Raw genomic sequence first — 21,321 nt, forward strand, 5'->3', positions numbered from 1 at the left:
AATCGTATAACCCCCGTCTACTGTCTGTTAAGCCTCTAAGGTTGCGCCTTGGCCTCCCGCGCCGTTAGGCGAGACGGGAGCCGGCATCTCCTGGCCCGTCTTCATGAATTTCTTCTGTCTCCACCGCTTGAGCACCCATATGCCGCGGATGTATTCGTCCATGATCATGCACGCGTAGATGCCAACAAGTCCAAAGCCCAGCGTTATCCCAAATATATAAGAAAGGATAGTTGCGATCAAGGTCATCGAAGTAATCGAGGTCCACATCACGTAACGGGTGTCGCCAACCGCGTTCAGCGCGTTGCCGATGCCCATGTTGAGCATTTTGCCCGGCTGCAGCAGCAGGTTCATCCCAAGCAGGGACACGCCCATCGCGATAATCTCCGGATCCTTCGTGAAGATCTTGAGGATCGTGCCGCCGATCAAATACAGCACCAGCGCGTTCACCGTCACGATCGCAAGCCCGATCCAAAGCGCACGATAGGAGTTCCTGTAAGCCTCCTGCGCCTTGCCCGCCCCGAACAGATGCGCGATCTGGATCTGGAGCGCAAGCGCAAGCGAATAACCAAGCATGAAGCAAAATGATTCCAATGTATTCATATACGTACGAGCCGACAGCTCCACCGCGCCAAGCTGCGCGATATACGTATAGATCAGAAGCTGGGAGAAGACCCAGCAGGACATGTTAATGCCAAGCGGCCAGCCAATCTTCAGAATTTCCTTGAACAGCTTGCCGTCGAACAGCTTGAAGTCGCGAAGCGAAATCTGGCGCTCGAAAGCGCCAAGGAACATGACCAGAAGCACGATCACCGCAAGCAGGCGGCTGATGTCCGTCGAGATCGCAACCCCTTTGAGCCCCCACTGCGGAAATCCGAATTTGCCGAAAATAAACGCATAGTTCATCCCGACATGAACGATATTCATGCCAATGGCCGTATACATCGGGCCTTTCGTGTTGCCCGTATTGCGGATCGCATTGCTAAGCGCCGCCATGATGGCCACAAGCACCATCCCGCCGCCCACAATCGAAATATACGTCCGGGCCAGCGGCAATAATTCATCCGGCAGCTGAAGCGCCGAAGCAATCGGCCCCGGGAACAGATACAGCAGCACGCTGATTCCCAGACCAATAATCGCGCTGACTTTTACAGCCATAATCGCGATCGTCCGGGCATCTTCGTGCTTCCTCATCCCAATCCGCTGCGCGATCAGAATACCCGCCCCGCTCGCTACCGTCATGAACAGCGTCATCAAGGCGCTGAACAGCTGCGTCGAGAAGCCTACGACCGCAACCGCATTATCCGAAATCTTGCTCACCTGCAGCGTATCGGCTGCCCCTAACAGAAATTGCAGGAATAACTCAATAAATATCGGCCATGCAAGCATCCATAGCGAAAACTTGTGATGTTCGCGCTTTTGCATTTTGTAATCCTCCCGAGCGTACACATGCTGCAGCCGATGTTCAAGTAAACGGCAACCCCAATACGCCACTATAATAGTCATGCAATTTCATATTATAGATGCTATACTTCGGATATTGTATCAGTTTTACAACCGAAACTTTCAAAATTCAAACCTCCGCAAGGGGTATAAAAAGGTGCCGCCATGACGCTGTTTCATTTTACCGTTCCGCCGCTTCCGCACTATATCGCATCGGGCTATACGAAGAGCTCCGCCGGGTTCAAACATCCGAGCAGATACCGGATTGGCGTATTTGATTTGCTTGTCGTTACAGAGGGCTGTCTCTTTATGGGGGAGGGCGATTCCACGTTTGAGGTACGGGCTGGGGAGGCATTGATTCTGGGGCCGGACAATCATCATTACGCGACAAAAGAATGCGAAGAGCCCTCCGCCTATTACTGGCTTCACTTCCAGACAACGGGACGGTGGGCGGCTTCGGAGGAATATGCTCCGCGGATTATTCAAGGCAGGGAGCCGCATGGCTTAAATCCCCAAATTTTCACTACGCAAACCTTCATTAAGCAGGTGCCGCAATACACCAGGCTGCTGCAGCCCGCGAAGGTGGTCGAGCAGATCCAGCAGCTCATGGAGCTTGGCCACGGCAATCATCTGGGCAGCGTCAGCTGGAAGCAGCAGGTGCTGTTCCAGGAGATTATCGAGCAGCTGTCCGCCTCCATCGAGATGCAGGGCACGACGCCAACCTCGCAATGCGCGGAGCTGGCCGCCTCGTACTTAAGGAAGCATTACCGCGAGGATATTAAGGCGCAGCAGCTGGGCGAGAGCATCAACTTCCATCCCGTGTATATCGCCAGGTGCATGCAAAAAGAATTCGGCTGCTCGCCGTTCGACTTCCTGCTGCGCTTCCGCATTCAGCAGTCGAAGCTGCTGCTTGTGCAGACAAACTATACGATTGCAAGGGTGGCCGAAGAGGTCGGCTTCAACTCCGCCGCCTACTTCACCTCCTGCTTCGCCAAGTACGAGGGCATATCACCCCGCAAATACCGCCAGCGCTTCTCGCATGGCTGAAGCTTGCGGCATCAGCAGCGGCGATAGCTCGGATAACTGTTACTGCTGATGCGCCTTGATCAGATCCGTCTTCAGCTGCCAGGCCTGCTCGCTTAGATGAACCGGATACAGGTCCGGATTCAGCTTGCGGAGAATCTCCGGCCGGAAGAGGCTGAGCTGATGCTCGTGGAAGCTGCGGATCTCCTCCAGCTGCGGGAGCTTGTACACGATCTCGCCATCCACCACGATAGGCTTCAGCATCGGTACCGCTTCATAGCTGCTAATGAACCGGTGGATATACGGGTGAACCGGATCAAACAGCTTGATCCGCTCGCCATTCAAGATAGCCGTCTCGTCATGCAGCGTCATATAATCCGCTTCGGCAAGTCCCGTGGACTTGTTCATAATCCGGTACACGTTCTTCTTGCCCGGAGCGGATACCTTCTCGGGATTGCCCGAGATCTTGATCACCGGTATGTATTGCCCGTCACGCTTGCGGGCTGTCAGCTTGTAGACGCCGCCAAGCGACGGCTGATCGGCCGCCGTAATGAGCTGCGTGCCAACGCCCCACGTATCAATCTTGGCGCCTTGCGCCTTCAGGTTGAAGATCAGCGTCTCATCGAGGTCGTTCGAGGCCACGATCTTCGCATCCTGCAGTCCTGCCGCATCAAGCATCTTCCGCGCTTCCTTGGACAGATACGCCAAGTCGCCGCTGTCGAGCCGGATGCCGCCAAGCCGCTTGCCGATGCTCTCCAGATAGCGGGCGGTCTTAATCGCATTGGGCACCCCGCTTCTCAGCGTGTCGTAAGTATCCACGAGCAGCGTGACTCCTTCCGGTAAAGCCTTCGCATAAGCCAGGAAAGCCTCCTCCTCGGATTCATGCCCCTGCACCCAGGAATGGGCATGCGTCCCCTTCGTCGGGATGCCAAACATCATGCCGGCATGCATGTTCGAGGTCGCATGGAAGCCCGCAATATAGGCCGCGCGCGCTCCCCATACCGCCGCATCCGCCTCCTGTGCCCGGCGTGTTCCGAACTCCAGCAGAATATCTCCCGCTGCTACCTGCTTAATCCGCGAAGCTTTCGTCGCGATTAGCGTCTGGTAGTTCATGAAGTTCAGCAGTGCGGTCTCCACCAGCTGCGTCTCGAAGATCGTGCCCTCTACCCGCACGATGGGTTCATTCGGGAACACCAGCGAGCCTTCTTCCACGGCATGCACCGTTCCCTTGAAGCGGAACTGCCGAAGCCGCTCCAGGAAGCCGGGATCATAATTCTCCTCCTGCTTCGCGAGATAAGCGAGCTCCTCTTCCCCAAACTTCAAATGCCGGATGAACTCGACGATTCTCTCCAGTCCTGCGAATACCGCATAACCGTTGCCGAACGGCAGCTTGCGGAAGAAAGCCTCGAATACGGCGCCCTCCCCGTCCGTGCCATTTATCCAATGGGCGTACATCATATTAATCTGATATTTATCCGTATGAAGCGTTAAGTTATTAGCACCGTCCACTGCTCCTGCACACACTCCTCTTGTTGATCTTACTCTCAGCATATCCATAATAAGCAAAAACAACAGCCTTCCGCCACATCAGCGAAAGGCTGCCGCTATTGCTGCCTGCTCTAGAACTTCCGGACGAATCGGTATTCCGGCCGCCGGCGTCTTCGGTCCAGCCAATAATTAATTGAAATGCAGATGATGAGGCCAATGCAGCCACCCGTCAAATCCACAAGAACATCCGTCGGATTCCCCGTCCGCCCCGCTCTGCTTAATTGATTCGTCTCATCCATCGCCGCAATCCCGCCCGTCAGGATCAGCGCCATGATGACCGGCAGCACCATCTGCCTGCGCGCCATCAGATTACGGATCAGCATATACAACCCGACGCATAGCACCGCGTACATGAACAAGTGCGCCCCTTTGCGGAAGAAGAATTCCACGAAGCCATACGGGTCCTTTTTGGCTACAACCGTTGTGCCATGATACGTAATGGAAGTATCAGGCAGCTTCTGAGCCAATTCCTCTTTGGTCACCCATTTATTTAATGTGGGTTTGATGGATTGCTGATTATACGATTCAGATGACAATGTAAAAATGAAAAATATCCAACAAAAAACGACAAAAAACCATATTATAGAATTTTTTCTATCCTTTTTCACCATTATTCTTCAACACTCCTTCGACACAATCCGCCCCGCCCGACTTCTTTCTCTGGTCTGTTATTGTATCAGATTCATGAAGGAAATGGAAATCTACCGATTTTCCTCGCAAAAACAATTCTAAGGTAGTGTAAATTTGATCTAAAAGTCCTATAAACTATTGTTTTCATCATCCATTCTTTGGTATTATACAAATATATGAAAGTTGTTGATAAAACCTTTTATCGCAGCCAATCAATGATGAGCGACCGCGTTTATAGGTAGGTTTTATCGCCAAATAGAATTTCTAGTTTCATTATAATGTGAAGCTAATAAATTCTATTGTGGTTAGTTTTTTATTAGGGCCATGCTTACGAAGCATGAACCATCACGAATGTCCCTGAAAACGGACATTTGTGTGATCATTCATTTTAGGAGGTTAGAGAATGGCTGGCTATTTGATGTTCTCCGAGATTTGGACACCCTTCAAGGTGGTAGGCATACGAGTATTTAAAGACGAGAACGGCGACTACTGGTACAAATACCGAAACAACAAACGCTCTCGGCTGTTCAGATAATCTACTTACTGCCATACATATGATCATAAACAATAGAAAAACTCCCCCGAAGGCGCGAAGCCATCGGGGGAGTTTTTGGGTTATTTCAACGAGTTGAACAGATCAATAACACTAGTGCGACCTTTTTCAAATTCTTTCTTATATTCAGCAATGATATCCGTGCTATAACCATACTTCGTCAACTCAGCCGTAATATTAGCTATTTCCTTATCGAAATCAGCTTGACACTTGTCCATTACTTGTTGCCCCTGAACCTTAAGATTATCCTTCACCGTTTGTTCGGTTGCCGCCTGATATTGCATGTACTGGCTGTACAAAGAAGCGTAGCAGCTTGCTTGAAGTGCATCAAGCCTCGACTTCGCGCTACTTATTATTGACTCATAAGATGGCTTCGTTTCTCCAACCGGATCTGTGCCGCCACCCGTACCGGTTCCTGGATTAGTACCAGTACCGTTATTTCCACCAGCTTGTGCCGCTTTGTATGCCGCGGATTCGCCTGTAATGCTGTTGGTCTTCTGATCCCACTTAATATCCGTTCCCACAGCCTCGGACATGAAGCGAAGCGGAACATAGATGCTGTTGTTGATCGAATAAAGCGACTGACCTGTAGGAAGAGCTTTTGCCTGTCCATCAAAGACAAGCGTAGCTTGAACCGGCTTAATCGTAATGCTCTTACCAGCAGCAGGCTGTGCACCGCCAGCAGCTGCGCCAGCAAGCAGCTTCGCAAGAGCTTCCTTCTCTGCTGCAGTTGGTTCGGATACGGTAACTTTAGAAGTCTTTTGATCCCACTTCACCGACTTCTGCAGCGCGTAAGAGATGAAGCGAACCGGAATATAAGTACGGTCCTGATAAATGAAAGCATATTGTCCGTCTGGCAAAGCAAGCGACTGCCCATCAAACTTCAGGTTAACAGCCTGTGTCTTAATTGTTACCGAGCTGGATGCAGCACCGGCTGTCAGCGGCAGAACGGTACATAAAGCGATAATTAACAGCATGAGTGTGTAATGGCGTAAATTTTTCATCATTTTGATTCTCCTCTTATTTATTATGATTTAATAGCTTTGGCAATAGCGCTAATCGCGGATGCTCGTACACTTTGCTTACTAGCTTCATACTTCGCATTCCAATTCGGCATTGCACCACTATCAATTCCTGCATCAGCATAACTAGAGGCCGCTTGACTCACGATGCCCTGGAACTGCGCATCACAAGAGCCCTCGGCCTCCATGACTTTACCTAGATATTTATTTTGAAGTTCCTCTACTGTAACCCCATCCGCGCTGCCAACGATCTGCTGAAGGATGGCGTTGCTTTTGGCCTTGCAGGTGCCGGATAGCGATGCTAATTGCGACTCTGTCTTGGAATCGATGGATTGCTTGACCTGCTTCAAATCAGTAGTAAGCTCCGGTGCTGGTGTTTTTTCCGGTTCTTCTGTTGGCTTGCTGGTTTCGGTAGGTTTAACAGTTGGTTTAGTTCCGGTATCGTTGGGTTTGGATGAACCATTGGATTGTTGATTCATCTTCTTCCAAGCTTCATTAATCTCCTTAACTTTTTCCGGATCTTTTTCACCTACCCATTCAATTGGGTAATCCGGATTAAGAATATTAAGTGTAATACCATACTTAATCGTAATATCTTTTAGAAGTTTTATTTCTTCGTCTGAGAGCTTAGATAATAATATCTCGCGAATTTTTGTCTTCTCTTCATCCGACAAGTCATAAGTCGCATTCCCCTGAAGATAAGAGATCTGTTTGAGACTCAAGCCTGAGTTCATAAGAATAGCAGCTACATCAAGTGCATCTGCACTATCAATCTTGTCCCCGCCAATTAATTCGCTAGCCTTTTCAACAGGCTTTTCTATAATGGCCGGCAACTTTTTCGTCTCTGTTTGCTGTTTACCGGAATTAGCCACTTGATCACTGCTATGGCGGGCTGCAATATCCTTAATATCAATGGATTTGATGTAATAGTAAGTGACTCCTATAAAGATCAATCCGACAACAACAAAAAATGAAGCGGTACCGATTACCCACTTCATCCAAGGCTTTAGCTTCTTTTTTGGTTTTTGCTTACGTGGCGTTTCCATGATGTCTCCTATCTACATTAATAATAATCTAGAAAGAAAGAATAGGATTGGTCTCCTTCACTCCATTATTCATCTTAGGTCTTCCTATGGAGTAATAGGCGAAAGGAGTTGCCTCCAGATCTTCTTCCCGATAAATATTCCGGCCGTCAATGAGATTTGGCGTTTTTAACCATTTCTGAATATCCGACAAAGGAATGTTAATAAACTCTTTCCACTCCGTTAGAATACACAGAGCATCCGCACCTTCAGCAGCCTCTTGGGCAGAAGTACAGTATTCCACCTCAGAACGGTCAAAGGCCTTTTCGAAGTTGCTCGAAGCAATAGGATCATAGGCTTTAACCAAAGCTCCCCGCTCCAATAATGTCTCCATAATCTCAAAGGCTGGAGCGTCACGAACATCATCTGTTTCCGGTTTGAAAGCCAATCCCCAGATCCCAATCGTTTTTCCCGTCACGTCTCCCAACAGTTCATCCAGCTTCCGAATAACATTAAAGCGTTGATCCCGGTTCACTTCAACTACGGACTTCAACAGCTTAAAATCATAATCCATCTGTCCCGCGATCTGAATGAGAGCTTGCGTATCCTTCGGGAAGCAAGATCCGCCGTACCCGATACCCGCCTTCAGGAAAGAAGAACCGATACGCCGATCCATCCCCATTCCCTTCGCTACTTCCTCCACATCCGCACCTACCTTCTCACAGATATTGGCGATCTCATTAATGAAGGAAATCTTAGTAGCCAAGAAGGCATTCGAAGCATACTTAATCATCTCCGAGCTGCGCACATCGGTAATGGTAATTTGATCCGTTAATGGACGATGCAACGCAGTAAGCATCTCTGCTGCACGTTCACTTTCCGTCCCGATAATAATCCGATCCGGATTTAATGTGTCTTTAACAGCTGTTCCTTCTCGCAGGAATTCAGGAACAGAAGCAAAGTCAAAGGATTCCGCCGCATAATTACGAATGATAGCTGCAACCTTCTCATTCGTTCCTACTGGTACTGTACTTTTCACAACGACAACTTTGTATCCATTAATGGCACGGCCAATTTCCGCCGCTGCTTGCTCGATATAGGCCAAGTTGGCCTTTCCATCTGGCAAGGATGGGGTGCCAACAGCAATAATAATGATTTCTGAAGCATTCACGGCAGCAGCCAGATTCGTTGTGAAGGACAAGCGTCCCGCTTCCGTATTGCTTGCAATTAGTTCCTTAAGACCAGGCTCATGAATAGGGACTTCACCATTATTCAATAACTCGATCTTTGATAGGGCATTGTCTACACAAATAACTTCATTGCCCAGTTCAGAGAAACACACCCCAGAGACTAAGCCAACATATCCGGTACCAATTACCGCCAGCTTCATCCTCACTCACTCCCTACAATTTGTTTGAGATATTCAGCAATTTGAACTGCTCCATTACGTTGCCGAGTATCTTCAAAGAAATGCTCTCTATCTATAAAGTCATGCATGTTGTCTGCCATTAATTGCCCCCACTCTATCATTCGATAGGGGTGACGGTCTTGAAGAGCCTGAATAGTATTCTTATCTTCTTTCATCTTGCTTCGATGAAGCAGGAGTAATGGCTTTCGAAGCGCCACTGCTTCTCCAACCGTACTCCATCCAGGCTTACTGATAACAAGATCCGATGCTGCAACATAATTTTGCGACTCCGTATAGGAAGCCGGAATAGCTATAATATTCTTATGCTCCACCTGCATGTTGCTTGACACAATAAAGAGGCAAGCATCATCCTCCCACAGCTTCAACGCAGCCAAATCTTGTACATTTATACTCATTCCAATGCCGAAATAGACGACTCTCTTCTGCCTTCCAGGATTTATGGTCTGTAAAATACGGCTTACTTCCTGCTGATCCACTTCCCTGCTGAAAAAATCCGCTTGAAAAGTTCCTCGTTGCCCCCAGTCCGGTTCAAAAGCACCCTCCAAACGAACAAAATAATTCATTGCAGCATAGACATCAAATAATGGTTGGAGAGCAGAATGATCGATCATTTCCAAATAGGCCGTATACCAAGTAAAGTTAGATATTCCTAACGAGGGTATTTCAGCCTTTTTCGCAGCTGCAAAGGCAATAGGAGAAATATCTGAGATCACGAGATTAACCCCAGCCGTTCGAAGAAAATCTGTCTCCCTTGCCGCCTCATAAGGCAAGTTCTCCATATATTCGAGATACTTTGCTGCAAAGGCCACTGAGTCAGGTTCAATGCTGTCTGGCTGAAGAACATAACCCACGTCCGAGATGCATCGACGATATTGAATAATCTCTTGATAGTCGAAAAGGGAAGCCTGCATAAAGGCTAATACCTTGTCTGAAGAACATAGGACAAGTCTATAAGGCTGCTCTGCAACTTGAAGCAAAGCACGAATGACAGCAATACTTCTTGTAGCGTGGCCATAACCATAATCAGAAACATAATAAGCGATCGATTTCGTATTCATTATCTCATTGAAATATTAAGGCAGTGTTCGGACATCTCTGACCAGGTAGAATACAGCTCCATCACCTTATCTTCATCCGAATATCCGCTATGGACAACAATCATCTCCATATCGGTAATTGCCTTAAGACTATGCAAAGTCTTCATTGGAATATGCAGGACATTACCGGCTTTCACTTTCATCGGCACGCCGTTCTGTACGAACTCCCCTTCACCTTTTACAACCGTCCATACTTCTTCGCGGTTTAAGTGCATGAGATAACTAAAATTCCTAGCCGCTTTGACTGCCACACGCTTCGTTATTACAGTACGACCGTCCTCGTAACGCTCATCGTCCAGTATTCTGACCCACCCCCATTCTCTCTCCTCGAACATAGGGCCTTGATCATAATTAATAAAGTCTTTAATCCGGGGACTTGCACTCTTATCCGTCACAAGGATACCGTCAGGACTAGCAGCTACAACAACATTGGATACTCCAAGTACAGTAACCGGAATCTCGAGCTCGTTAACCAGATGAGTATTTACACAGTCCTCACTGATCGTTCCTCTGCCAATCTGGCTCTGTCCCATCTCTTCCGTTAATGTATTCCACGTACCAAGATCCTTCCAATAACCATCATACGGTACTACAACAATGTTCTTGGTCTTCTCAACGACTTCATAATCGAAGCTGATCTTCGGCAGCTCATGATACTGCTCAACAAGCTGCTCATATTGAATCGGATAGCCCTTTTCCTTAAGAATATTAATGAGGTAACCAAGTTTGAAGGAGAACACGCCACAGTTCCACAGAGCATGCTGTTCAATTAAGCCAACAGCTGCCTCTTCAGTAGGCTTTTCCTGAAAGTGACTGACTTTTAGAACACCACCAGAAGCCTCTTGTTCACGTTCAGGAATAATATAGCCGTATTTGGCCGAAGGGTATGTAGGCTTCACTCCGATTAGGGCTAAATCAGTCTGAGTCTGTTGAATGGTAGCTTCTAGCTGTTTAACGGCATAAAAAAAGTGGCCCTCAACATAAGGGTCCACTGGTAAAATTGCTATAACCTCGTCCAAATCAACATTGGCGACAGAATATAAATATGAGGCCGTTAAAGCAATCGCCGGGAATGTATCTCTACGTTCAGGCTCAATAATAAGCGGTACAGACGGTCCGATCTGATTATGCATCATCTCAATCTGAGCTTTGCCTGTAGCGATGTAGCTGGAATCAGCTAAACCGTTATCTTTTATCTGTCCCCATACTCGTTGTAACATTGAGACGAGATCTTGATCTTGGTTCTCTAGAACTTTCAAGAACTGCTTAGACCGGGCATCGTTAGAGAGTGGCCAAAGCCGCTTGCCGGATCCCCCTGATAAGAGTATTAGTTTCAATCTTTAACCCTCCAACTTAGAATTATTTAGTTAGAGCTCATAAACTCTTTTTTCTTTCTCACAATCAGTTTTGCTATCACTCTTTCGAATACTTCCCTAATATATCTATACTCCGCAGATCTGTGAAATACAGCAATATTTACAAATCCCACAATAACCAAAGAAATTAATCCGCCTATAATAAACCTTAGATACAAATTATCTAAAGAGATTAATTTATTCACATAAAATCCTAATATTATATTCAACGAGAAGAGCATGATGTATATAAACTGTCTTCGCCAATAGCGATAAAGTTGTATCCTTGTATCAGAATAATAGTATTTAAAAACAATAATACTTCTTGCAATCCAGAAAAAAGCCTGACTAATAATAGTACCACTTAACACTCCTGCCACACCATAAAAATTAACCATGATTATGGATGTAATGAGATTGATTAAGGCACCAGCAATAGAAATCTTTTTATCATGCGAAAAATATCCAAGTCCTGAAATGTAATCTACCAAAGCACCATGAACGATTGTGATAAACAAATCGGCGACTATAAATATTGTAATATAAAAAGGAAGTATAAAAAGAGGAGATAACCATAAAGATATAAAATTATCAATCAATAATGCACCTGGTACCAAACATACACTACATAATATATAACGAATAAAAGTATAATTATGTAGCACTCTTAGTGTATGTTCTTTATTATCACTTTGAGATAATAGATCTCCGATAATGGGCCTGTTAGAGTTTAGTACATTACTAAGCACCGTTTTTAATTGAATAAAAATTTGCATGTAATTCGATAAATACCCTACTGCTGTTGCCCCAACAACTGTAGATATCACTAAACTATCGGTTGAAAAGTAAATATACCCTGCAATTCTCCCCCAGAAAATATCCTTAACATTTTTTAATATATTTTGATAGTACTTTTTATTAAACTTTCTACCTTTAAAGTTATAATCATATCTTTTTTTAACATATCGTGATATTGAAAAGTTTGTGAGTATATTTTGTATAAACACAACCAATACAAAACCAATAAAACTCGAAAAGTTTAACAGTATGATGATCTGAAAGATAGCAGCGATTAACTTATAACCGGATATATATAGATTTCTTATGAAATCCATTTTCAAGGCATAGAGAAGTGTTCTTCTGTGTGCCATAAAATAAGTTATTGCTGTACTTAGTACCTGAATAATGAAAGCTAAATAAATCTCTGAGGTTACTTCAATACCTTTTAAGATATACGGTAATAATGGTACGCAAACAAAGCCCGATATTATTACAAATACTCCTACAATTGTATACACTCTTTTTAATATGACTATTATGTCTTCAACAACATCTTTCTTATTCTCAGCAATAGGTTTATATAAGCTATATATAACTGCACTTTCAAAGCCTAATTCGGCTAATGATAATGCACCTAATATTGAAATAAAAGTACTATTAGCACCTAGCAATTCAATCCCAATATATAAAATGAATAATTTTCGAGTTATAAACTGTAACACCGTATCCGAAATCTGACATAGTAAGGTTACAGTAGTATTTCTCATTGCTAACTTCTCTCTCACATAAACACCACCTATTGCAATGAATACACTACTCTAATGATGCATCTATAGTCCGCCATTCAGGTAAGTAGAACTCCTTTTTCCACATATCCACCACAGGAGCAATTACAACTTTATTTTTATTCTTAGACAAATATGCAGCCCACCAAGAAAATGTACTATTTCCTATAATAAAGTTATTGCATTTTATCATTAAATCAAACTCTTCCAAGTCGCTAAAATTCCCTCTTTCACTTATAATAACTACATTTTCAATGGAATCGAAAGCTTCCTTGCAATAATTTAGATCATCAGCAAATATATAAAAAGTACTCTTACTATCCTGATTACGAATTACATTCATAGCTTCGAAATAATACGTTATTTCTAAACATTTTCCACCTTTAAAATGCACATAATCACCACGTCTTATATGGACCGCAACGGAATTATTCGCGGATATTTCAGCAGCTAATTGAGTATATGAATCTGTTGGTTTAATTAAAGGCTTAAACTTATCTACGATTTCTTCACGATACTTATCAAAGTACATGTAGTTCTGCCAATAACCATTCAAGTATAGATTTTTTTCTGAGATAATTTCTTGGTATTTAAACTCTTCACTCTCATTAATCAATTGACACTTATATTGATACCGTAATTTCATCTTTCTTAAAATTTTGTAAAATTTCTGAGAGATAGTATTATTTTTTGGGTTATATCCTATTAACAACTCATTACTAATTCCAGGGAAATTTTTAAGCATATACTCTCTTAATTTGTAACTTGTATCATAAATATATTTATCAATTATTACATTAGTATTATTTTCCTTAGCAATTCCGTAGGCTGATGCTAAAGAAAACAATTGGTTGCCTAATCCACCTTTTATCTGGACTATGATCATAATATCATCCACCCTAATTCTCAATTTTTCTAATAAAAAAGAGACATATAATTAATGATATACTCCTTATCATTAAATATTTATCTCTGACTTTTAATAAGTGGCTTTATAATATAATTCAAAACTCCATACTTATACCGTAGCCTATAATATAATTTCCTCCATTTGCTTAAAGCATTTAAAGAGGAAATTTTTTCTTCCCAATAAACTTTATCAATATCTTTATTCATATAAAGCCCAATACTTAAAGCATGTATTCTTTTTCTAATTATTCTAACTTGAGATGGCTTTGTATATTTGCTAATTAATTTATTTAACTCCATAATTACATCACAATAAGAATTAAAGGATTTAATTAAAGATTGGGAACTTCTCGAAGTCATTATTGAATTGGACCTGTATCTTCTTTTATATAACATTTCAGGATAATACATAGATAACCCAGCGTTTAGAAATATCTCCAATGAAAAAAGTTCATCCTCATGAAAAATACCTGTTCTAAACCTAATATTATTTGCAGATATTAGCTCCTTGCGCACCAAATATAAACAAGGTTGGCATGAGTAAGCCCTTTGGCTCACTTCAAGAAATTCATCCTTCATGTATACTTTATTTTTCAAAAAAATATCTTTAAAGTCATAAGGATTTTTCTCTAGAACCATATTGACTCCATCCACAAATGGTTCAGCACTAAATCTTATTAAATCTAAGTTTTTTTTCTCCATTATGTCAACAAGAATATTTAAGGTATCTTGATGTATGTAATCATCAGAGTCTAGAAAGTAGATATACTTTCCCCTCGAATAATCAATCCCCAAATTCCTCGAACATGACATTCCAGAATTTTCTGTAGTAATCACTTGTATGTTGTTATAATCATTTTTATATTGATTTAGTATACCTAAGCTACCGTCAGTACTTCCGTCATTAATTGCAATTATTTCAATATTTCTATAAGTTTGATTCATAACTGATTCCAAGCACTCGGTTAAATATGACTCTACGTTATAAACAGGAATTATAACTGAAACTAAGGGATCATTCATATTGTAACACTCCTTTCGATTAAAGGTCTTTCCTTAATATTCTCTTCTGACCTCTGGCTCCTGGCTAAGTAAATAAGAACAATTTGAAGGAACGCGAGTGCCATATTAAAATCATAAAATTGAGCAATTGCATTTGATAAATTTAAATAAACTATAATCAACAAATATCCTACCAAATAATTAATATTTCGTAATCTCAATAAAATTATTAATGGTATAAAAACTGTGATTAAATAGTATATAGAGGTAGCAATTATACCATTATCAAATAGAAACATTAATACAGGGTACTCAAAATTTACTGCACTATTTGAACTTGAGGCAGTTAGCGTTCTTGAATAGTTATATCCCCCTCCAGTAAGCACCCCAAACTCACCATATTTATTTGATTTTAAGTTTTCAAAGAGTGTGTATCGAGCATCATTTTCATTATTAAAACCTAGTTCAAATCTTGAGTAAATTGTCTCTTTGAATAAGCTGGAATTAAATATCAATAGTAATGTTATTACAATAACGATCAACTCAATAATTTTTTTTCTTCCGAATAACTCAGCAAAAGCAATATATACTAAAGCTATCAATAATGCGCTTCTGCTTCCTGTTAATGCGATTGTGACCATTGAGAAACCATATAAAAAATATTTGTTTAATAGGCGAATACCAAATCTATGTTCATAAATTTTATTTAATATTAAAAAAACTAATACATAAAAAGCATTCATTAGAGGAGCTCCAAGCACTGTGATCATTCTGAAGCCGTACACCTTATTTTCAGTGCGAATCATTGTAGCCCAACTCTCGGTAGACATATGATTTGCAATAAACTCATTAATGATCCCATGTAAAAAGAAATCAATAATCCCAAGACTAAATATTACAATAATTATTAGGTTATATATTTTCAAAAAGGATTTAAAAACGGTTGTAATATCTAAATTATTATATTTGACACAAAGCAACAAAAATGCTGGTAAAACACTAGTAAGAAATACTGCTACACCAGCCTTATTATTTATATTTGAATACAAAACACAAAGAGAATATAATGGCAAAAACAGAATTATTAATATATTTGGACGTTTCATAAAGTTTAGTAAAATTATTCCCAAAACACATCCAATTGCAATGAAATTTATCGAGTCTCCATATGGTATAACTTTTCCTGGACCGAAACCAATAAACTGAGATATAGACATGCGAGTAATTGTGTTAACGATAAATACTGCAACACCAAAAAACAATAAGAGGTGCGATGAATTAAACTTAATTTTTTGGAACATTGTCCCTTAATATCCCCCTCAGAATTTCTATTTTATTATTAGTTTATCTCCTTCCTTCAAGAGATCCATTTATTAGACTATAAATTTCACGCAGCTTGTTATAATTTAGCTCTTCCGTATAATTTCTAATAAAATGTTCATAAGTACTTTTGTATATGTTACGCTCCTCCGACTCTCCGTCTTTTAACACTCTAAATATAACTTTAACTATCTCTTCCGGGATTTTCTGATTAAAGGTATATCCGTTAACTCCTTCAATAATAATTCCCCCTACATTGCCAATCGCACTTCCTAGCACAGGAGTGCCAAAGCTAAATGACTCAACAATGGTCATTGGAAACCCTTCATACCACTGAGTCGGTAATATTAGTGCTCTACTTTCTGCAATGTAATTCAGAACACTTTTATTATCTTTGCGGCCTAGAAAGGTTATGCTATCTTCCAAATAGTTATTCTTTATAAAGTTGAGGCACCAATCTTCTTCTGGCCCTGAACCGCATATCAACAAATGTGGCTTATCGTTAACTTGTTTAATATTAATAATATTCCAAGCCATTAATAAAACATCAATTCCTTTTGCTTTATCAAGCCTTCCGGCAAAAATGAATTGATTTTTTCTTAACTTACCATTTAACGTATTTACACCCAACATATTTGTATCTACTCCTAAAATCTGAACTTTTAATATTGCCAGTTTTAGTTATTTCCTCTGTCGAGTATTGATGATTCTGCTATTTCTTTTTTAAGCATACTGTATCTCTTTTTTTTATACGACGCTTTTGTTAGATACGAAAACAATCCGAAGATTTTGTACGCTAAATTCCTGATTAGTGGACGAACTTCTAAATATACTTTGATTTTTTCTTTAATATTTAGTTTTCTATACTTTTCTAAATTAGTTATTGCCTCTCTTATGTATAGCTTATCCTCAGTCTTAACCGCTGCTTGAAGGAGAGTCGCATATTCCTGCCCATAAAACTGTGTTTTCTCTGTATCATTTAATCGCTCTATTACATTTTTAAACTTCGTCCAATAAAGCTCTTTTATTACAATAAAATTTTTATAATCAGGGATATTATCTGTACGATTAATATTTTTTACTATTAAAACTTCATCTAAATTTATTATTTTATATTTAGTTAGATATCTTAATAAAAATTCTAAATCCTGATGTCTTCTAAAACCTTCATCAAATCCTTTTATTTCATCAAGTGATTCTTTTCTTAAAAATAGATTACTACCTGTACCAATGATATTCTCATTCAGTAAAATATCCTTTTGTACCAATTCTTTCTTCGCCTGTACTGTCCCGAGAACTTCATTTAGAACATTAGTAAAAACAACACTACAATATATAGCATCAAAATCTTGATTTTTATTTAGGCCTGCAACGCTTTTTTCAATCCTACTTGGTAAATAGCAATCATCATCATCCAAAAAACATATAAATTCACCTTTAGCTGCTCTTATTCCAGTGTTACGCGCAGCTGAACCGTTTTTATTACGCTCATGTTGAATGTAAATAATATTTGGCATATTATACTTACTCATTAATTCTTGTGTGCCTTTTCTTTCCTCTGATGTTGGATCATTATCATCAACTACAATAATCTCGATTGAAGTATAAGTTTGATTCAGTATACTTTTAATAGCGCTCTCCAGTTTGTTCGCACCTTTATAAGTTGGAATAACGACACTCACCAAATTTTTCAATCTTATCACACCCTATTTATACTGAGCTATCTATTGATCTCTTTTAATCTTTTTGTGCTCACTAAATTAATTAAATTGTGATAGTTTAGAACTATACTCATCGGCAAAAGAATATAACCTTTTATTTTATTATTTTTGATTAAGTTACAAGCTTCCTTATAAATGTTTGTTGTATATGAAAAGAAGGAATAACGCTTGTTGAAATCAATTTTTTCAGTCCTACTCATAACATTCCTACTATTATATTTCACACTTTTTTCAAAAGTTTTTTTATACTCATTTTGAATAATATACATAGTTCTTTGCTGTTGAAAAGCCTTACCAATTGAAATTCCATTGTTTCTAATGCGGTATTTTAAAAGAATTTCAGGCATGTTTATAGCATTTTTTCCGGATGATACTGCTCTGCATAGAAAATCATAATCCTCTGCCGTCACTACATTATGATATAAACCTATTTCATTGAGGATCTCACGTTTAAACATCCAAGTTGGATGAGCAAGTATAGATCTATGTGAAAGACTATTTCTACATTTTTCTGGCGTTTGACCATAACATGAAGAGAGACCAAGATTGTTACCTTCTTCATCTATATATTGCAAAGCAGATGCAACAATATCATATCCCATTTGATTCAAAACGTTAATTTGCTTTTCAAATCGGTCATGTGTAGCAATATCATCCGCGTCCATTCTTGCTATAAAATCTCCTTGCGCTATTCCTAAGGCTCGATTAAGGGAATAGACTAACCCATAGTTCTTTTCATTCACAATTAATTTAACCCTGTTATCTATCTCTGCATATTCTAGAATTATTTGCTTTAAGACCTCATTTTGGGGTTGATCAAGTACAATAATAAACTCAAAATTTGAATATGACTGTTTTAATATTGATTCTATTGACTCTTTTAACCAAGAGTCGCGTTCATTATATACACTCATTATTACTGATATATAATGCATATGCCGCTCCTAATCAACGAATTTAGGATATTTCATACTGTGCCCAAACTTTGATTTGTTCCATAGGAATTTTAAAAATTTTCTCATGATATACATTAAAACCCTGTTCTTCATATCACACCAGACTTATTTATTAATACTAAAATTAGGCTTCACAAAAACCATCTCTGGATTAATTATTTGTTTATTACCTTCATTTACTTGAAGTAATTTTCTTTTATTGAATTCAGTAAGACAGATATAGTTAATTCTCTTATAGGTACCTAACAACCTGTGGATCTTTAACATTAAAACACAGATTAACGTTTGCATTTTACTGTTCCTATAACAACTATTCGTAACAGCACATTTCAAACCATTACTAAGGCAATCCTCACATATCTCCCCTTCTCTATATAGCAAAGCCCCTGGACAAATCAGTCTAAAGTTATGAACTGTTTGAACAACATTTACTTTGCGAGAAAATGCTGCATAATACACAGATGGAGAGATTAAACTTAGAGTATTATGTACATGAACAATTTCAATTTTTTCTTGCTTAATAATTTTTTTAACTTCTCTGTATGTTTTTAAAGAAAATATTGTAGTAAGAGGAAGGAGAAGTTTCTGAAATATACTCATACTTTTTATTTCGGAATTATTTCTACTGTACAAAATAACCTCATGACCCTGATCCAGTAACATATTCATTTCATTTGCTACAACAGTATCTTCTCCACCTGGAATCTGATAGTAATTATGAACAAAAAGTATTTTGGGTTTATGAAGGCTATTTTTCAAGATCATTACCTCCCATTACTAACAACCATAAAAACTTACTGTTTGTACGGAGATATCTTTTAAATAATCTTCTTGGTTCTTGCAGTAATCTATAAAACCATTCTAAGTTCCACTTTTGCATCCAAATCGGGGCTCTTTGAATATTTCCTGCGATATAATCGAACCCTGCCCCGACACCTATCATCAAACCATTTACTTTACCTTGATGATTAGCCATCCACTCTTCTTGCTTTGGTGCACCTAAACCGACCCAAACAAAATGAGGTTCGGCCTCATTAATATGCTTTATTATTTCTACATCTTCTTCATTAGTAATGGATCTAAATGGCGGGCTATACACTCCTGCTATTTGTATTGCTGGATATTCTTTTTTTATTGCTATTTGCAACATTTCAAGAGTCTGCTCTGTTGACCCATAGAAGTAGTGACGATATCCATTTATCTTGGAGGATTCAAATAGCTTGATCATTAGACTAGGCCCAGTTACTCTCTCCATATCCTTAAATCCTCGTTTTCTCCCTAAGGAGGACAAAGGTCCTCCATCCGGGATAGCCATTAAACCCTCGTTTTGAATTCTACGGTAACCTTCATCCTCATATGAGGTAACAGTTGTATGCACATTAGAAACGCATATATACTACCCTGCAAGAAGGTTACCTGCTTCATTTTTAACTTTTTGGTTCAGATAATTCAAAAGCCATTGCATATTTATTGCTGCAATATTTACACCAAGTATGTTGCAGGTAGGAATTTCTCTTTTATCGACCTTACGCCTATACTCTTCTTTATTAGATATTATTTCTGTAATCGCCATTTTTTGTTCTCCTTGTAGGTTAGGTTTACTACCCCAAGCTACACTAGCACCCCATCGAACATCTTTCTGCTGCCTTCTTCGGAGCTTACTTTAGCCATGTCGTATTTCACCATTACGCTTACGAGCTCTTCGAAGGAAGTCTTCGTAGGGTTCCAGCCCAATAACGTTCTGGCTTTAGTTGGATCGCCCAGTAATTGATCCACTTCGGCCGGTCTGAAGAAGGTAGGATCGACTTCAACAATCACTTCACCTGTCTTCGTATCAATGCCCTTCTCTTCTACGCCGTTGCCTTGCCATTCAATCTGAATACCTACATGCTTAAAGGCCAGCTCCACAAACTCTCGTACCGAGTGCATTTCGCCTGTAGCGATAACGAAATCCTCCGGTTTATCATGCTGAAGGATCAGCCACATGCATTCTACGTAATCCTTGGCATAACCCCAGTCACGGAGGGAATCCAGGTTGCCAAGCATCAGCTTCTGCTGTTTGCCTTGTGCAATGCGCGCTGCAGCAAGGGTGATCTTCCGGGTAACGAATGTCTCACCGCGGCGTTCGGATTCATGATTGAACAAAATGCCGTTAACCGCGAACATATTATAGGATTCACGATAATTCTTCGTAATCCAGAAGCCATAAATCTTCGCAACGCCGTATGGAGAGCGAGGATAGAATGGAGTTGTTTCTTTCTGAGGGACTTCTTGAACTTTGCCGTAAAGCTCGGAAGTGGAAGCTTGGTATACGCGAGTCTTCTCTGTAAGGCCAAGGAATTTGACTGCCTCAAGAATGTTCAGTGTTCCTTTGCCGTCAACATCAAGCGTATAGCCAGGCATATCGAAGGATACGCGTACATGCGATTGTGCAGCGAGGTTATAAATCTCATCTGGCTGGATTTCACCGATTAAGCGTGTAATGTTAAGAGCATCGGTAACATCGCCATAATGAAGATGGAAGTTCTGGTTGTTAAGAATGAATCTTGCCTCTTCTTCTGTAAGAAGATCTTCCAGACGTTCTTGGTTATACGAGGAGCTGCGACGAATAACACCGTGAACCTCATAACCTTTCTCCAATAAGAATTCTGCCAAATAGGAACCGTCTTGTCCTGTTACACCTGTAATTAATGCGCGCTTTACCATTGTTTCCACTCCCTCTAATCTCT

21 protein-coding genes are annotated in these 21,321 nt (G+C 40.6%); 2 read left to right on the forward strand and 19 right to left on the reverse strand.

Features of this window, described 5'->3' with window-relative positions:
- Nucleotides 1–27: 27 nt before the first annotated feature.
- A complete protein-coding gene (locus tag WFK81_RS28420) occupies nucleotides 28–1,422 on the reverse strand; it encodes an MATE family efflux transporter (RefSeq protein WP_336790575.1) in 1,395 nt (464 codons plus the stop codon).
- 183 nt (nucleotides 1,423–1,605) lie between these two features.
- On the opposite strand from WFK81_RS28420, the gene WFK81_RS28425 reads away from it, so the two are divergent.
- Nucleotides 1,606–2,487, forward strand: a complete 882-nt coding sequence (locus WFK81_RS28425) for a helix-turn-helix transcriptional regulator (RefSeq protein WP_336790577.1) — start codon at nucleotides 1,606–1,608, stop codon at nucleotides 2,485–2,487.
- A 39-nt stretch (nucleotides 2,488–2,526) separates the two neighbouring features.
- On the opposite strand, the gene WFK81_RS28430 is transcribed toward WFK81_RS28425, so the two are convergent.
- Both WFK81_RS28430 and WFK81_RS28435 read right to left on the reverse strand, forming a co-directional pair.
- Nucleotides 2,527–4,014, reverse strand: coding sequence for a nicotinate phosphoribosyltransferase (locus WFK81_RS28430; protein ID WP_336790644.1), 1,488 nt, complete (start codon nucleotides 4,012–4,014; stop codon nucleotides 2,527–2,529).
- Nucleotides 4,015–4,082: 68 nt separating this feature from the next.
- Complete coding sequence (locus WFK81_RS28435) at nucleotides 4,083–4,622, reverse strand: VanZ family protein (RefSeq protein ID WP_336790579.1); 540 nt, start codon at nucleotides 4,620–4,622, stop codon at nucleotides 4,083–4,085.
- 422 nt (nucleotides 4,623–5,044) lie between these two features.
- Here WFK81_RS28435 and WFK81_RS28440 point away from each other — a divergent pair, with 422 nt between their 5' ends.
- Complete coding sequence (locus tag WFK81_RS28440) at nucleotides 5,045–5,176, forward strand: hypothetical protein (RefSeq protein WP_268960397.1); 132 nt, start codon at nucleotides 5,045–5,047, stop codon at nucleotides 5,174–5,176.
- 80 nt (nucleotides 5,177–5,256) lie between these two features.
- On the opposite strand, the gene WFK81_RS28445 is transcribed toward WFK81_RS28440, so the two are convergent.
- The 16 genes from WFK81_RS28445 to gmd form a co-directional block, all read right to left on the reverse strand.
- The gene (locus WFK81_RS28445) at nucleotides 5,257–6,198 is read right to left on the reverse strand and encodes a stalk domain-containing protein (protein ID WP_336790582.1); all 942 of its coding nucleotides are present in this window, start codon (nucleotides 6,196–6,198) and stop codon (nucleotides 5,257–5,259) included.
- 23 nt (nucleotides 6,199–6,221) lie between these two features.
- On the reverse strand, nucleotides 6,222–7,262 hold the full coding sequence (locus WFK81_RS28450) for a hypothetical protein (RefSeq protein ID WP_336790584.1): 1,041 nt from the start codon (nucleotides 7,260–7,262) through the stop codon (nucleotides 6,222–6,224).
- Nucleotides 7,263–7,290: 28 nt separating this feature from the next.
- On the reverse strand, nucleotides 7,291–8,628 hold the full coding sequence (locus tag WFK81_RS28455; RefSeq protein ID WP_336790586.1) for a UDP-glucose dehydrogenase family protein: 1,338 nt from the start codon (nucleotides 8,626–8,628) through the stop codon (nucleotides 7,291–7,293).
- 2 nt (nucleotides 8,629–8,630) lie between these two features.
- On the reverse strand, nucleotides 8,631–9,725 hold the full coding sequence (locus tag WFK81_RS28460) for a hypothetical protein (protein ID WP_336790588.1): 1,095 nt from the start codon (nucleotides 9,723–9,725) through the stop codon (nucleotides 8,631–8,633).
- Entirely contained in the window at nucleotides 9,725–11,101 is a 1,377-nt protein-coding gene (locus WFK81_RS28465) for a sugar phosphate nucleotidyltransferase (RefSeq protein WP_336790590.1), read from the reverse strand. Before WFK81_RS28465 ends, WFK81_RS28460 begins: the two co-directional genes overlap by 1 nt.
- A gap of 26 nt (nucleotides 11,102–11,127) precedes the next feature.
- Nucleotides 11,128–12,684 (reverse strand): lipopolysaccharide biosynthesis protein, encoded by a 1,557-nt coding sequence (locus WFK81_RS28470; protein ID WP_336790591.1) that lies wholly within the window; start codon nucleotides 12,682–12,684, stop codon nucleotides 11,128–11,130.
- 28 nt (nucleotides 12,685–12,712) lie between these two features.
- On the reverse strand, nucleotides 12,713–13,570 hold the full coding sequence (locus tag WFK81_RS28475) for an alpha-1,2-fucosyltransferase (protein WP_336790592.1): 858 nt from the start codon (nucleotides 13,568–13,570) through the stop codon (nucleotides 12,713–12,715).
- Nucleotides 13,571–13,650: 80 nt separating this feature from the next.
- Nucleotides 13,651–14,616 carry a glycosyltransferase gene (locus WFK81_RS28480; RefSeq protein WP_336790594.1) on the reverse strand — a complete coding sequence of 322 codons (966 nt, stop codon included), beginning with the start codon at nucleotides 14,614–14,616 and terminating at the stop codon, nucleotides 13,651–13,653.
- Nucleotides 14,613–15,896 (reverse strand): hypothetical protein, encoded by a 1,284-nt coding sequence (locus WFK81_RS28485; protein ID WP_336790596.1) that lies wholly within the window; start codon nucleotides 15,894–15,896, stop codon nucleotides 14,613–14,615. Before WFK81_RS28485 ends, WFK81_RS28480 begins: the two co-directional genes overlap by 4 nt.
- A gap of 43 nt (nucleotides 15,897–15,939) precedes the next feature.
- The gene (locus tag WFK81_RS28490; protein ID WP_336790598.1) at nucleotides 15,940–16,548 is read right to left on the reverse strand and encodes a glycosyltransferase; all 609 of its coding nucleotides are present in this window, start codon (nucleotides 16,546–16,548) and stop codon (nucleotides 15,940–15,942) included.
- A 44-nt stretch (nucleotides 16,549–16,592) separates the two neighbouring features.
- On the reverse strand, nucleotides 16,593–17,609 hold the full coding sequence (locus tag WFK81_RS28495; protein WP_336790599.1) for a glycosyltransferase family 2 protein: 1,017 nt from the start codon (nucleotides 17,607–17,609) through the stop codon (nucleotides 16,593–16,595).
- Nucleotides 17,610–17,635: 26 nt separating this feature from the next.
- On the reverse strand, nucleotides 17,636–18,550 hold the full coding sequence (locus WFK81_RS28500) for a glycosyltransferase (RefSeq protein WP_336790601.1): 915 nt from the start codon (nucleotides 18,548–18,550) through the stop codon (nucleotides 17,636–17,638).
- Between the two features lie 147 nt (nucleotides 18,551–18,697).
- Entirely contained in the window at nucleotides 18,698–19,351 is a 654-nt protein-coding gene (locus WFK81_RS28505; RefSeq protein ID WP_336790603.1) for a glycosyltransferase, read from the reverse strand.
- Nucleotides 19,341–19,907 (reverse strand): WecB/TagA/CpsF family glycosyltransferase, encoded by a 567-nt coding sequence (locus WFK81_RS28510; protein WP_336790605.1) that lies wholly within the window; start codon nucleotides 19,905–19,907, stop codon nucleotides 19,341–19,343. Before WFK81_RS28510 ends, WFK81_RS28505 begins: the two co-directional genes overlap by 11 nt.
- Before the next feature lie 81 nt (nucleotides 19,908–19,988).
- Nucleotides 19,989–20,165, reverse strand: a complete 177-nt coding sequence (locus WFK81_RS28515) for a hypothetical protein (RefSeq protein WP_336790606.1) — start codon at nucleotides 20,163–20,165, stop codon at nucleotides 19,989–19,991.
- A 38-nt stretch (nucleotides 20,166–20,203) separates the two neighbouring features.
- The gene (gene gmd / locus WFK81_RS28520) at nucleotides 20,204–21,298 is read right to left on the reverse strand and encodes a GDP-mannose 4,6-dehydratase (protein WP_336790608.1); all 1,095 of its coding nucleotides are present in this window, start codon (nucleotides 21,296–21,298) and stop codon (nucleotides 20,204–20,206) included.
- Between the last annotated feature and the right edge of the window lie 23 nt (nucleotides 21,299–21,321).

The sequence above is a fragment of the Paenibacillus sp. MMO-177 genome (assembly GCF_037147795.1).
Taxonomy (GTDB): Bacteria; Bacillota; Bacilli; order Paenibacillales; family Paenibacillaceae; genus Pristimantibacillus.

What these genes read in the sequence shown, in the direction of transcription:
- WFK81_RS28490 (WP_336790598.1), bottom strand. Translation starts at nt 16,548, where the DNA reads ATGTTGGGTGTAAATACGTTAAATGGTAAGTTAAGAAAAAATCAATTC.
- WFK81_RS28500 (WP_336790601.1), bottom strand. Translation starts at nt 18,550, where the DNA reads ATGAGTGTATATAATGAACGCGACTCTTGGTTAAAAGAGTCAATAGAA.
- WFK81_RS28455 (WP_336790586.1), bottom strand. Translation starts at nt 8,628, where the DNA reads ATGAAGCTGGCGGTAATTGGTACCGGATATGTTGGCTTAGTCTCTGGG.
- WFK81_RS28460 (WP_336790588.1), bottom strand. Translation starts at nt 9,725, where the DNA reads ATGAATACGAAATCGATCGCTTATTATGTTTCTGATTATGGTTATGGC.
- WFK81_RS28510 (WP_336790605.1), bottom strand. Translation starts at nt 19,907, where the DNA reads ATGGCTATCCCGGATGGAGGACCTTTGTCCTCCTTAGGGAGAAAACGA.
- WFK81_RS28425 (WP_336790577.1), top strand. Translation starts at nt 1,606, where the DNA reads ATGACGCTGTTTCATTTTACCGTTCCGCCGCTTCCGCACTATATCGCA.
- WFK81_RS28435 (WP_336790579.1), bottom strand. Translation starts at nt 4,622, where the DNA reads ATGGTGAAAAAGGATAGAAAAAATTCTATAATATGGTTTTTTGTCGTT.
- gmd (WP_336790608.1), bottom strand. Translation starts at nt 21,298, where the DNA reads ATGGTAAAGCGCGCATTAATTACAGGTGTAACAGGACAAGACGGTTCC.
- WFK81_RS28445 (WP_336790582.1), bottom strand. Translation starts at nt 6,198, where the DNA reads ATGAAAAATTTACGCCATTACACACTCATGCTGTTAATTATCGCTTTA.
- WFK81_RS28450 (WP_336790584.1), bottom strand. Translation starts at nt 7,262, where the DNA reads ATGGAAACGCCACGTAAGCAAAAACCAAAAAAGAAGCTAAAGCCTTGG.
- WFK81_RS28475 (WP_336790592.1), bottom strand. Translation starts at nt 13,570, where the DNA reads ATGATCATAGTCCAGATAAAAGGTGGATTAGGCAACCAATTGTTTTCT.
- WFK81_RS28440 (WP_268960397.1), top strand. Translation starts at nt 5,045, where the DNA reads ATGGCTGGCTATTTGATGTTCTCCGAGATTTGGACACCCTTCAAGGTG.
- WFK81_RS28430 (WP_336790644.1), bottom strand. Translation starts at nt 4,014, where the DNA reads ATGCTGAGAGTAAGATCAACAAGAGGAGTGTGTGCAGGAGCAGTGGAC.
- WFK81_RS28480 (WP_336790594.1), bottom strand. Translation starts at nt 14,616, where the DNA reads ATGAATGATCCCTTAGTTTCAGTTATAATTCCTGTTTATAACGTAGAG.
- WFK81_RS28485 (WP_336790596.1), bottom strand. Translation starts at nt 15,896, where the DNA reads ATGTTCCAAAAAATTAAGTTTAATTCATCGCACCTCTTATTGTTTTTT.
- WFK81_RS28420 (WP_336790575.1), bottom strand. Translation starts at nt 1,422, where the DNA reads ATGCAAAAGCGCGAACATCACAAGTTTTCGCTATGGATGCTTGCATGG.
- WFK81_RS28515 (WP_336790606.1), bottom strand. Translation starts at nt 20,165, where the DNA reads ATGGCGATTACAGAAATAATATCTAATAAAGAAGAGTATAGGCGTAAG.